At 62.6% G+C, this 12,218-nt stretch carries 12 protein-coding genes; 7 read left to right on the top strand and 5 right to left on the bottom strand.

Going from position 1 to position 12,218, the window contains the following annotated elements; translation table 11 throughout:
* Positions 1 to 40 precede the first annotated feature (40 nt).
* On the bottom strand, positions 41 to 1,039 hold the full coding sequence (locus BOP96_RS24515; RefSeq protein WP_014718096.1) for an NAD(P)H-quinone oxidoreductase: 999 nt from the start codon (positions 1,037 to 1,039) through the stop codon (positions 41 to 43).
* Between the two features lie 183 nt (positions 1,040 to 1,222).
* On the opposite strand from BOP96_RS24515, the gene BOP96_RS24510 reads away from it, so the two are divergent.
* Positions 1,223 to 1,609, top strand: a complete 387-nt coding sequence (locus tag BOP96_RS24510) for a DoxX family protein (RefSeq protein ID WP_014718097.1) — start codon at positions 1,223 to 1,225, stop codon at positions 1,607 to 1,609.
* A 52-nt stretch (positions 1,610 to 1,661) separates the two neighbouring features.
* Here BOP96_RS24510 and BOP96_RS24505 read toward each other — a convergent pair whose 3' ends face one another.
* The 4 genes from BOP96_RS24505 to BOP96_RS24490 form a co-directional block, all read right to left on the bottom strand.
* The gene (locus BOP96_RS24505; protein ID WP_014718098.1) at positions 1,662 to 2,480 is read right to left on the bottom strand and encodes an alpha/beta fold hydrolase; all 819 of its coding nucleotides are present in this window, start codon (positions 2,478 to 2,480) and stop codon (positions 1,662 to 1,664) included.
* A 93-nt stretch (positions 2,481 to 2,573) separates the two neighbouring features.
* Positions 2,574 to 3,965 carry an alginate export family protein gene (locus BOP96_RS24500; RefSeq protein ID WP_019817308.1) on the bottom strand — a complete coding sequence of 464 codons (1,392 nt, stop codon included), beginning with the start codon at positions 3,963 to 3,965 and terminating at the stop codon, positions 2,574 to 2,576.
* Positions 3,962 to 4,858: a VOC family protein gene (locus tag BOP96_RS24495; protein ID WP_019817307.1), complete on the bottom strand. Its 897-nt coding sequence runs from the start codon at positions 4,856 to 4,858 to the stop codon at positions 3,962 to 3,964. Before BOP96_RS24495 ends, BOP96_RS24500 begins: the two co-directional genes overlap by 4 nt.
* A gap of 238 nt (positions 4,859 to 5,096) precedes the next feature.
* A complete protein-coding gene (locus BOP96_RS24490; RefSeq protein ID WP_003190613.1) occupies positions 5,097 to 5,669 on the bottom strand; it encodes a LuxR C-terminal-related transcriptional regulator in 573 nt (190 codons plus the stop codon).
* A gap of 130 nt (positions 5,670 to 5,799) precedes the next feature.
* On the opposite strand from BOP96_RS24490, the gene BOP96_RS24485 reads away from it, so the two are divergent.
* From BOP96_RS24485 to BOP96_RS24460, 6 genes are all read left to right on the top strand, one after another.
* Positions 5,800 to 6,978, top strand: a complete 1,179-nt coding sequence (locus BOP96_RS24485; RefSeq protein WP_073454253.1) for an acetyl-CoA acetyltransferase — start codon at positions 5,800 to 5,802, stop codon at positions 6,976 to 6,978.
* A 3-nt stretch (positions 6,979 to 6,981) separates the two neighbouring features.
* The gene (locus BOP96_RS24480) at positions 6,982 to 8,511 is read left to right on the top strand and encodes a class I adenylate-forming enzyme family protein (RefSeq protein WP_060767426.1); all 1,530 of its coding nucleotides are present in this window, start codon (positions 6,982 to 6,984) and stop codon (positions 8,509 to 8,511) included.
* Positions 8,512 to 8,544: 33 nt separating this feature from the next.
* Positions 8,545 to 9,864, top strand: a complete 1,320-nt coding sequence (locus BOP96_RS24475) for an MFS transporter (protein ID WP_014718103.1) — start codon at positions 8,545 to 8,547, stop codon at positions 9,862 to 9,864.
* A 143-nt stretch (positions 9,865 to 10,007) separates the two neighbouring features.
* The gene (locus tag BOP96_RS24470) at positions 10,008 to 10,562 is read left to right on the top strand and encodes a histidine phosphatase family protein (protein ID WP_014718104.1); all 555 of its coding nucleotides are present in this window, start codon (positions 10,008 to 10,010) and stop codon (positions 10,560 to 10,562) included.
* A 45-nt stretch (positions 10,563 to 10,607) separates the two neighbouring features.
* Positions 10,608 to 11,363, top strand: a complete 756-nt coding sequence (cobF, locus tag BOP96_RS24465) for a precorrin-6A synthase (deacetylating) (RefSeq protein WP_073454251.1) — start codon at positions 10,608 to 10,610, stop codon at positions 11,361 to 11,363.
* 10 nt (positions 11,364 to 11,373) lie between these two features.
* Positions 11,374 to 12,090 carry an alpha/beta hydrolase gene (locus BOP96_RS24460; protein WP_020303169.1) on the top strand — a complete coding sequence of 239 codons (717 nt, stop codon included), beginning with the start codon at positions 11,374 to 11,376 and terminating at the stop codon, positions 12,088 to 12,090.
* Positions 12,091 to 12,218: the final 128 nt, after the last annotated feature.

Here is a 12,218-nt window from a genome sequence, read left to right as displayed (position 1 = left end):
AGTGACTGACACACCACCTTCGCGAGCAAGTCGAATCGCCTCACTTCACCCGCAACACAATCTTGCCGATATGGTCCCCACCTTCCATCCGCGCATGGGCCTGGGCGGCGTCGGTGTAGGCGTAGACCTGGTCGATCATCGGTAGGCAGCGCCCGGCACTGAGTACCGGCCACACGTGTTCGCGCAGTTGCTGGGCAATCTCGGCCTTTTCTTCCCGGGTGCGGGCGCGCAGCAGTGAGCCGGTGATCACCGCGCGCTTGCCGAGGATGGTCAGCAGGTCGACGTCGTTGGCCTTGCCGCCACCGAGGAAGCCGAGGATCACCAGGTGGCCGTCCATGCCCAGGGCCTTGAGGTTATTGTTCAGGTACGAGGCGCCCATGATATCGAGGATCACGTTGACGCCTTTGCCGTCGGTCTGTTTGGCGATGACCTCGGCAAAGTCCTGTTCGCGGTAGTTGATCGGCTCGGCACCGAGCTTGGCAATCGCCGCGCATTTGTCGGCGCTGCCCGCCGTGGCGAATGCCTGGATGCCGAACTCCTGGCAGAGCATCAACGCGGTGGTACCGATGCCACTGGTGCCGCCGTGGATCAATGCGCGCTGGCCCTTATGGGCACCGCCGAGGCCGAACAGGTTGGCCCAGACCGTGAAGAACGTTTCTGGCACGGCAGCGGCCTGAATCCAGTCCATGCCCGCAGGGATCGGCAGCGCCTGGCTGGCCGGCACCGCGCAATACTGCGCATAGCCGCCGCCATTGGTCAGGGCGCAAACCTTGTCGCCCACGCTGTATTCGTTCACGCCAGTGCCCAGCGCCACCACTTCACCGGCCACTTCCAACCCCGGAATCGGGCTCATGCCGGGCTTCATCGGGTATTTGCCCGCGCGCTGCAAGGCGTCTGGGCGGTTGACCCCGGCGGCGTGCACGCGAATCAGAATCTCGCCTGGCCCGGCCACTGGCACGTCGGCGCTGCGCGGCTGCAAGACCTCGGGCCCGCCAGGGGTGGTGATTTCGATCAGGGTCATTTCTTGGGGAAGCGTCATGGAAAAACTCCTGTAGCGATGAGCGTATGGGTTGGGACCGTAGCGCGGGGTCGGCAGTTCAGCAAGATCATGCCGGGTTCTTTGGGCAATGCAAACGCAGGATTTCAGCACAAGCCTGCAAGTGCGGCGACGCGACGTTGGACACACTGACTGCCGGTCATTTTCGACGCAAACAGGTGGCATATGAACCAAGCAAGAAATCAGGATATCGGGCTGTTGTTTCTGCGGGTCAGCGGGGCGTTGTTCCTGCTGTGGGTGCATGGGTTGCCCAAGTTGTTCCACTACAGCGAGCAATTGAAGCTGATCGAGGACCCGTTTCACCTGGGCGCCCATGTCACGTTGCTGCTGGCGATCTTTGCCGAGGTGCTGTGCCCGCTGCTGATCATCGCGGGCGTGCTGGTGCGCCTGGCGTGCCTGCCGATCCTGGCGGTGCTGGTCATCGCGTTGCTGGTGGTGCACCCGGAGTGGACGCTGTTCGAAGGTCAGTTCGGCTGGCTGCTGTTGATCATCTTTACCAGCATCCTCATTGCCGGGCCGGGCCGGCTGGTATTGGCTCAGCGCTTTGCTTGAACAAAAAAAGGCCGGGCGAGCCCGGCCAAACAAGGAGAGGATGTTTCAAGGTTCAGCGGTTCAGGAACCCCAACAGGTCTTCATTGAGCTGTTGAGCGTGGGTCACGGCAAACCCGTGCGGCGCATCCTTGTACACTTTCAGTTGTGCGCCCTCGATCATCTGCGCCGCGACTTTGCCGGTGGTGTCGAACGGCACGATCTGGTCGCCGTCGCCATGGATCACCAGGGTCGGTACGTCGATCTTGGCCATGTCCGGGCGGAAGTCGGTTTGCGAGAACGCGGTGACGCAATCCACGGTCGACTTGAGCGAGGCAAGCATGGCGATCTGCAGGGTCTGGCTGAGCACACCCTCTGAAACGTGCTGGCCTTTATTGAGACCGAAGAACGGCGTGTTGAAGTCGCTGATGAACTGCGCACGATCCTTCAACAGGCCTGCCTTGATGCCATCGAACACCTCACCAGGCACGCCTTGGGGGTAGTCGGCTTGCTGGCCGAAGATCGGCGTGACCGCGCCCAACAACACCAGGCCGGCGACACGGGCACTGCCGTGGCGGGCGATGTAGCGCGCCACGTCACCGCCACCCATGGAGAAGCCCACCAGGGTCACGTCCTGCAGGTCCAGGTGTTCGATCAACTGGGCGATATCGTCAGCGAAGGTGTCGTAGTCGTTACCGGTCCAGGGCTGGTCCGAGCGGCCAAAACCACGACGGTCAAAGGCAATGGTGCGAAAGCCACGGCTGCTCAGGTATTCCATCTGGTATTCCCACATGTCCGCATCCAGCGGCCAGCCGTGGCTGAACAGCACGGGCTTACCGCTGCCCCAGTCCTTGAAGTAGATCTGGGTACCGTCTTTGGCAACGAATGTGCTCATCTGAAACTCCTTGCAGGGCTGAAAAAGGGCGGTGAAAAAACCGCATCACTATTGCCGTAAACCTGAGCCGAGGCTTGTATGGGTGTGCTTGTCTCACCAACTGAACTTGAGCTCCATGCCCAGATAATTGCTGTCGTGCCCACCGGCATCACGCAGGGTCTGGCCGACCGCGTAGTGCACGGCCTCGACCGCACCGCTGAGGTTGGGCGTAAAGGCGTAGTCGGTGCGCAGTTGACCGTAGGCGCCGGTCCAGCGCTCACCTTGGCCCGCCGTGCCAGCCACGGGCAGGTTGGGCTGGGTGTAGACGGCGTCTGCGGTGGTCTGCCGCCACAGCAGGCCGACGGCGGTTTGCACGCTGAGCTTGGCGAGGGGCTTGACGGTAATCGACGGCTTGACGTGGATCAGGTTGCTGTAGCCGGTATAGCCCGCCAGGGAAAAGTAATAGCCATTGGGGAACAGCGGGTTGAAGGTGCCGACCCGGCCGTCACCGGCCTGGCGGTCACCGGAAGCGATATCCAGTTGCAGGCCGATACGCGGCTTCCAGGCCAGCGTGTCAAAGGTGTAGCCGGTGCGGCTGCCACCGGCCCAGGCGCGAATCGTCTTGCTACCCACCGAGCCCCGTTGCAGCATGGCTTCGACGTCCCAGTCGAAACCCTGGGCTGCGCCACCGAGGCGGGCGTCCAGCAACTGGCGCGTCTCTTCGCCGTCGGCGTCCAGGTAATGAGCGGCGCTGCGCTCGTACACGCCGTAATAGGCCGACAGCTCATTGGTGCCGCCCACCAGCCGCTCGACCCGCAACATGTGGAAGCGCGCGTCGCTGTTGGACTTGTCGTCGAAATGCCGGCCATCCTGATACTGCACCGGTTGGCTGGCGATCCCGATAAAGCGCCATTGCGGCGTTTCCCAGTCCGCCCACAACGCATCGAAGGACTGCCGCACATTCGGGCCGTCCCGTGACGAGATGAAGCGCTGCAAGTCGAAGGCGAAATCCTGGCGGCCAGCCCGTGCCTTGAAGGTGCCGGCGCTGAAGGTCTTCACGTATTCGGCAAAGGCCAGGCGCAGGTCGACGCGGTTCTGGTCGGCACCGCCAATCGTGGTCTTGTCATAGGCCCGCACATCTTCCAGCTGGGTGAACAGCCGCCAGTGTTCGTTCAGGTGCAAGTCGGCGTGCACCTGAAAGCGCTGGATCAGGTAGCGGTCACGCGGTACATCCCGCACGCCGAACCCGCTGGCGTCGTTCATCTCGAAGCGTTCACGCAAGGTTGCGCCCAACGACAAGTAGGTGAACGGGTTGGCGGCGGACAGTGGGATGTACTTGAGGTTGTCCAGCGGTTGCGTGCGCAACGCCGGGTCCTTGAGCACAGACCAGTCCTCCTGCCAGCGGTTGGCCTTGATCACCGGGCGTACCGGCGGGTCGTCGGCCTGCACGCTGCCGGTAAGCAACGGCCACAGCACCGCCAGGCTCCAGCCTGCGTGACGAATCATTTTGCCGCGCTGAGTTGGTGGATTTCTGCGACATAACCGCCGGGGAACTCCACCAACGCACTGCGCCGACCTTTGCTGTCGAACGCCGGCACCAGCACGGTGGCACCAGACCCGGTGGCCTTGCCCAGGGTGGCGGCGAGGTCGTTGACCTGATAACCGGTGGTGTCGTGGCCGAACGGGTAGGGCAGTTGGCCGTTGGTGACCAGCACCGCCATGCGCCCGAACGGCGATTCGATATCCACGCGGCGGTAGTGGCCGCCGGCCTGGCCGACATCAACCCCTGGGGCGTGCTTGTCGTCGCTCACTACCTTGCCGTGGGAGAAACCCAGGAACGCCTTGATAAACCGCTCGGCGCTGTCGTGAGACACATACACACGGTTTTCCGGCACGGTGTCGAAGGCGGTGTAATCCGGGGTCTTGGTGTGCCAGTAGAGCTGCATGTTCACACCACCCGGCCACTGCACCACGGCATCACGGCCGATGGGGTCGGGGAAATCGCTGACGATCACATCGGCGCCATTTTCCCGCGCGGCCTTGAGGGCCACGTCCATGTCCTTGACCAGATAGCCGTTGCGTTCCTGGCCGAACGGGTGGGGTACGGGGGTGGTAAAGCCGAACAACGACACGGTGCCCGCCGGGGTCTGGAGCAATTGCGAGGTGGTGCTGCTCGGCACCGGCAGCACATTGACCACGACCTGGGGCGTGCTTTTGCCGCCGAAGGTGGCGAGGAAACTCTGGGCAAAACGGTCCACATCGGCCGGTGCCACATACACATGGCTGGTGTCGTATTGCGGCGCCACGGCCACGCTTGGGGTGGCGGCGAACGCGCTGTTCATCATCGCGCTTGCCAGCAGCGTCAATGCCAGCGATACCTTGGTTGTTGTGTTACCCATGCCCGTTCTCCAGCGCTTCTGAGGGTTCGAAAGCCGTGAGGTTAGGGGGGCAGGGCGGTGGGGAATTGTATGGACGTGCTCGGTTGAACGTTTCAGCTACCTGACGCCCCTCAATTTAAATGTGGGAGCTGGCTTGCCTGCGATGACGGCGTGTCAGTCACTGCATCTATGACTGCACGACCGCTTTCGCAGGCAAGCCAGCTCCCACATTTGATCTTCGCTGCTTTGGGCATTGCGGTCAGGCCACCATGATGATCTTCGATACCAATTCCACCACCGTCTTGGCCTGCAGTTTCTTCATCAACCGCGCCCGGTGCACCTCAACGGTGCGGTGGGAGATCGCCAGGCGCAGGGCGATTTCCTTGGATTTGAAGCCGTTGACGATGTGCATGGCAATTTCCCGCTCACGGGGCGTGAGGTCGCCGGTGCCCTGGTGCATGCGGTCCAGGCGTTCGAAGTGCCAGATCATCAGTTTGAATGGGTCTTTGGGGGTGAGGGTGTAACCGTGGGACTTGGCCCAGAACACTTCGCCGTTGTGGTGCTGCATGAAGCGTTCATCGGAATAAAAGCCGTTGTCGCTGTCGAGCAGCCAGTCATGGCTGCGCTTGCCGATGGCGTGGTAGTCGGCCTGGGACGGGTAGATCAGCAGGGTCAGTTGGTTGACCAGTGCATCGCGCGTATAGCCGAACAGCTTCAGAAAAGCGTCGTTGCAGTCGAGAATCACGCGGTCGCTGGTGACGATCTGCGGGGCAGGGGACAGCTTGAACGCCAGGCGTTCGAGGTCGGGAAATTGCTGGGCTAGCGCGGTCATGGGGCATCCTGCCTCGTTGTTCAATGCCCTGGGGCGCTACTTACCCGTGTAAGTAGTTACACGAATTGGCGCACGATCAGGGGTGGGTCATTGTAAGTAAAGTCCGAATCAAGAACAGAAGAAATTGATTATGCCTGCTGATTGCGTCTCCATTGTTGCCGCTGGTCACTCCCGCTTTGGTCGCCTGGAAGGCACGACGCTGGAAGACCTGATCGTCCAGGTGACCCGGGAAGCCCTGAGCGACGCCGAGATTGACGCGTCGCAAATCGATGCGTTGTTCCTCGGTCATTTCAACTCGGGGCTGGTGCCCGACGGGTTTGCCGCCTCATTGCTATTGCAAGCCGACCCCGGTCTGCGCTTCAAACCTGCCACCCGCTGTGAAAACGCCTGTGCGTCCGGCTCGGCAGCGATCCAGGCGGGGGTCAATGCGATTCTCTCCGGCAGCGCCGAGCTGGTATTGGTAGTGGGCGCCGAGAAGATGACCCACACCAGCACCGCCGCAGTCACCCAAGCCTTGGCCGGGGCCGGTTACCAGAACGATCCGGCCGAAGCCGGCCTGAGTTTCCCGCCGTTGTTCGGCCGCGCCGCCCGCCAATACGCCGAGCGTTACCACTGCCCGCTGGGCTCGATGGCGGCCATCGCCACCAAAAACCACTCCAATGCCATGGCCAACCCCTTGGCGCAGATGCATCGGGAGATGAATTTCGAGCACTGCAATAACGTCTCCCAAAGCAACCCGTTCGTGGCCGAGTCCCTGCGCCTGACCGATTGCTCGTTGATCAGCGATGGCGCCGCCGCCATCATCCTCGCCTCGCCCAAACGTGCGCGTGCGTTTCGTCGCGAGGTGCAGATACGTGCAATGACCCAGGTCAACGACACGCTGCCCATCGCCCAACGCGACATCCTCGCCTTCGAGGGCCCGCAGCGGGCGATTCACTCAGCATTGCGCGGCGCAAATGTGACCCTGGCCGACCTGAGCTTCGCCGAAGTGCACGACTGCTTCACCATTGCCGAGTTGCTGATCTACGAAGCCATGGGTCTGGCGCCCAAGGGCGAAGGCCATCGCGTGCTCGACAGCGGCGTGGTGCGCGCCGGCGGGCGCTTGCCGGTGAACCTTTCCGGCGGGCTCAAGGCCAAGGGGCACCCCGTCGGTGCCACGGGGGTGTCCATGCATGCCTTGGCGTTCCGGCAATTGACCGGCGAACCGATTGGCCTGGCGGTGCCCAACCCGGAGTTTGGCCTGGTGTTCAATATGGGCGGCATGGCGGTGGCCAACTACGCCTCGGTCCTGCAGGCACGCCGGAGCTGAGCCATGAACATTGCCAACTGGCTGCACGACACCCAGCGCCGGGCCCCGCAACGCCCGGCATTGTTCGACGGCAGCGTGCAAGTGGCCGACTACGCCACCTTCGCCGCCCACGTGCGCCAACGCGCCGCGCACCTGGTGGAGCAGCATGGCCTGGTGCCGGGAGACGCGGTGGCGCTGCTGATGAAAAACAGCTGCGACTACCTGGAACTGCTCTACGCCATCTGGTGGATGGGCGGCGTGGCGGTGCCGATCAACGCCAAGCTGCACCCCAGCGAAGCGGCGTGGATTGCCGATAATGCCGAGGCGCGGTTGATCTTTACCGACGGCGGCCAGGTATTTTCATCGCGGGATTTGCCCGCGCATTGCACGGAACTGGACGGCCACCCGCTGCCGCCCAGCCATGGTTGGCCCAGCCTGGAGCAGCCGGTGCCCCGCCAGGATCACGACCTCGCCTGGCTGTTCTACACCTCCGGCACCACCGGGCGTTCCAAGGGCGTGATGCTGTCCCACGGCAACTTGATCGCCATGTCGCTGTGCTACGCCACGGATGTCGATCAAGTGAGTGCCGACGATGCGGCGCTGTATGCCGCGCCCATGTCCCACGGCGCCGGCCTGTACAACTTCATCCATGTGCGCTGCGGCGCCCGGCATGTGGTGCCGGCTTCCCAAGGCTTCGATGCCGCCGAGCTGTTCGGGCTGGCCGAGCACATGGGCGATGTGTCGTTGTTTGCTGCGCCGACCATGGTCAAACGCATGGTCGAGCAGGCGCGGCGCCAGGATTATCACGGCGCCGGCATCAAGACTATCGTCTACGGCGGCGGCCCCATGTACCTGGCCGACCTGCGCGAAGCAGTCGACACCTTCGGCCCGCGCCTGGTGCAGATCTACGGCCAGGGCGAGAGCCCGATGACCATCAGCGTCTTGCCACGCGCCTTGATCGCCGAGCGCCAGCGTCCCGACTGGGCCACCTTGGCCGCCTCGGTGGGCCACGCGCAAGCCTGTGTCGAGATCCGCATTCTTGATGCCGAGCACCAGCCACTGCCCACCGGCGAGCGCGGTGAAATCGCGGTGCGTGGCGCCACGGTGATGCAAGGCTATTGGCGCAACCCGCAGGCCACGCGCCAGACGCTGGTGGACGGCTGGCTGCTGACCGGCGACATCGGCTACCTCGACCCGGCCGGCTACCTGACCCTGACGGATCGCTCCAAGGACGTGATCATCAGTGGCGGCAGCAACGTGTACCCGCGTGAAGTCGAGGAAGTGCTGGCCCAGCATCCCGAGGTGTTCGAAGTGTGTGTGGTGGGCGAGCCGGACGCGCAATGGGGTGAGTCGGTGGTGGCCTTTGTCGTGACGCGCAGCGGCCAGCCGCTGGACGAAAGCGAGCTGACGGCCTGGTTCCTGGCGCGCATGGCCTCGTTCAAAAAGCCGAAAAAATATGTGTGGCGCAGCGATTTGCCGAAGAACAGCTACGGCAAGATTCTCAAGACCGACTTGCGGCATTGGCTGCAAACCGCGAGTATCGCCGCGCTTTAACATGGATCGATAATCAGACAAGGAGTCCCGACGATGGGCAATCCCGCACAAGACACCGTCCGCAAGCGCCGCCGTGCGTTTCTGGGCGCCACCTCCGGCCACTTGATCGAGTGGTACGACTACGGCGTGTATGGCTTTCTCGCGGTCTATATCGGCCAGGCGTTCTTCGTCTCCGATGACCCCACCACCAGCCTGTTGGCCAGCTTTGCCGCGTTTGCACTGAGCTTCTTTATCCGCCCTCTGGGTGGGCTGTTCTTTGGCCCGCTGGCGGACAAGATCGGCCGGCGCAAAACCCTGATCATGGCGCTGGTGATGATGACCGGCTCCACGGTGATGCTGGGCCTGTTGCCGACCTACGCCAGCCTGGGCATCGCCGCACCGATCCTGTTGATTCTGGTGCGCTGCGTACAGGGCTTCTCGGCGGGCGGCGAAATCGGCACCGTCACCAGCTTTATCTCTGAATACGCCGGCCCCGGTCGCCGCGGCTTTGCCACCTGCTGGCTGATGGTTACCGCCGTACTCGGCCTGCTGCTCGGCGGCGCTGTGGCTAACGGCATGACCTGGGGGCTGGGCGCCGAGGTCATGCAGGAATGGGCCTGGCGCGTACCGTTCCTGATCGCCGCGCCCCTGGGCTTTATCTCCATGTACATCCGCCTCAAGCTCGAAGACAGCCCCGAGTTCCTGGCCCTGCAACGCGCCGGGCAAACGTCGCGGGCGCCGCTGCGCGAGGTCTGGCAGTGGAAGCGTGCGATTGCCCTAGTGTTCTTTATCATCACTTTGCACAGCTCGATTTTCTACCTGGTGCTGACCTTTGCCTCGACCTACATGGCCAAGATCCTCAAGTTCGACAGCGGCACCACCTTGCTGTACGTGTTCGTCGCCAGCTTCTCGGCGGCTTTCGTGATGCCATTTGGCGGGGCCTTTACCGATAAATACGGGCGCAAGCCGTTCCTGATGGTGATCGGCACCTTGGCGACCCTGGCGATGTTCTGGCTGTTCAAATCCGCCCCCACCGCCACCCCGGCGACCTTCTTCGCGCCGTTGATGGCGGTGGCGATTTTGTTCGGGCTGTACGCGTCGTCAACCTATGCGCTGATGAGTGAACTGCTGCCCACGCGCATTCGTTCCACCGGGATTGCGGTGGCCTATAACGTGCCGGTGGCGGTATTTGGCGGCAGCGCACCGTTGATTTCCACCTGGCTGATCAAGGTGACAGGCGACATTACCTCGCCGTGGTATTTCTACGTGGCGACCGGGGTGGTGTCGTTGCTGGCGTTGGTGGTGTTGCGCAAGGAGGATTTTGTCGCCAGCGGTCACTCCACGGCCGTGCCCGCCAGCGCTGCGCTGGCTTGAAGCACGAACACCCCGTAGGAGCGAGCTTGCCCGCGAAAAACTCATAGGCGCCGCGCTTATTCAGGCAGCACGCGTTATCGTTGACGCTTTTCGCGAGCAAGAACTAGGCGTCCCCCTCGCTCCTACAGGTACAGAGAATTGCCATGCCGGCCACCCGTTTGACCCTGATCTGCCACGCCATCACGCCCCTGCAAAAGCAGGGGCGTTTCTCTGATGACGAGTCCGTCACGATGGACTGGCAGGGCGCGGCCTTGTCCCTGGCCGGCCGCTACAAACAACAGGCACGCCTGCTGTGCGGCCCCGAGGCCAGAACCTGCCAGAGCGCTGGCTTGTTCGGCGATAACGCCCAGGTCGACCCCGCCTTACGCGACCTTGATGTCGGCGCATGGAAAGGCCAGCGCATCGGCCAACTCGACAGCGCAACCTTGAACACCTGGGCCACCGACAGCGCCAGTGCAGTCCACGGCGGCGAGTCGGTGGGTCAGTTGTGCATTAGGGTTGGCCAATGGCTCAACTCCCTCGAAACCCACCCCGGCCATGTCATCGCCGTGACCCACCCGTTCGTCATCCGCGCGGCGATGCTGTCCGTCATGCAGTTGCCGAGCGCGATGTTCTACCGGATCGACGTCGAGCCATTGTCCGCCACCGAGCTACGCTTCAACGGCGTGTGGCGCCTGCGCCTGGAAACTTCCGCCTGATTCCCGGAACATGGCAAAATCAACGCCCCGCACTGAGAGCACCCCATGAAACGCATCCTGATCATCGGCATTGGCGCCGGCAACCCTGACTACATCACGATGCAGGCCGTGAAGGCGCTGAACCGTACCAACGTGTTCTTCCTGATGGACAAGGGCCAGAGCAAGGACAAGCTGATCGACCTGCGCCGGGAAATCTGCGACACCTACATCACCGAACCCGGCTACCGTTTTGTCGAGGCCGATTGCCCGGAGCGGGTGCGTGGTGAAATCGACTACACCACCGCCGTGCAAGACCTCAACCGCGATAAGCAGCAGACCTTCGAACGCATGATCAACGAAGAAATGGCCGACGGCGAAGTCGGGGCGTTTTTGGCCTGGGGCGACCCGGCGCTGTACGACAGCACCATTCGTATCTTGCAGGCGATTCTTGCCAGCGGTCGCTGTGTGTTCGAGTTTGAAGTGATCCCCGGTATCACCAGCGTGCAGGCCCTGGCGGCGCAGCATAAGGTGCCGCTCAACCGTATCGGCAAGTCCATCGAAATCACCACTGGGCGACGGCTGGCGGCGGGACAGGCGAGTGATGCCGATACCCTGGTGGTGATGCTCGACGCCGAAGATTCCTACCGCAGCGTAGCGGATCAGGACCTGGATATTTACTGGGGCGCCTACCTGGGCACGCCGGACGAGATCCTGATCAGCGGTAAAGTGGCGCACGTGGCAGAAGAGATCGAACGGGTACGCAAGGCGGCGCGCCTGGAAAACGGCTGGATCATGGACACCTATTTGCTGCGCAAACCCTGAGGTAAACCCGATGCTCAAACAGCTTGCCCTCGCCTTGGCCCTGGTGGCCGGCGCCGCTCATGCCGACACCGGCTTGCACACCGACTTGCCGTTGTCCTACCTGGAGCAGACCCAGGGCGACGCACGCAACCAGCCGTTGGTGATCTTCCTGCATGGGTTTGGCAGCAACGAGGAAGATTTGTTTGGCATCAAGGACGCGTTGCCATCTACCTGGACCTACCTGTCAGTACGTGCGCCGCTGCCGGTAGAGCCGCAGGGTTATCGTTGGTTTACCAAGACCGATGAGCCTGAGTACAACGGCGAGACCGATGAATTGTTCAGCAGCGCCCGGCTGATCAAGGACTTTGTGCTCAAGGCCACCGCCAAGTACCACACCCAAAGTGATCGGGTGTTCCTGGTGGGGTTCAGCCAGGGCGCGATCATGTCTTACGAGGTGGCCTTGCGTGAACCCGAGTGGGTGCGCGGTATCGCCGCACTCAGTGGCAGCGTGCTACCGGGGCTCAGGTCTGCGCTGAAACCGGATGCGTCCATGGGCAAGCTGGCGATCTTTATCGGCCATGGCACCTTGGACCAGGCGCTGCCCTTCAGCTCGGCCACGCAGGCGAACAAGGTGCTGACAGGGTTGGGGCTCAAGCCGGAGTTTCATGAGTACCCGGGGATGAATCACACCATCAGCGAAGCGGAAATCCAGGACTTAAAAGCCTGGCTTGAGAAAAGCCTGAAGTGAAATGCGCTTGAAAATGTGGGAGCTGGCTTGCCTGCGATAGCGGTGGCTCAGTAAAAGAGTGAGTGACTGACACACCGCTATCGCGGGCAAGCCCGCTCCCACATGGGTTTTGTGTTGGCTGTAAAGAG

Origin of the sequence: Pseudomonas sp. FSL W5-0203, from assembly GCF_001896155.1 — a bacterium.
Classification (GTDB): domain Bacteria; phylum Pseudomonadota; class Gammaproteobacteria; order Pseudomonadales; family Pseudomonadaceae; genus Aquipseudomonas; species Aquipseudomonas paracarnis.
This window is presented reverse-complemented; position numbering and strand designations above follow the sequence as displayed.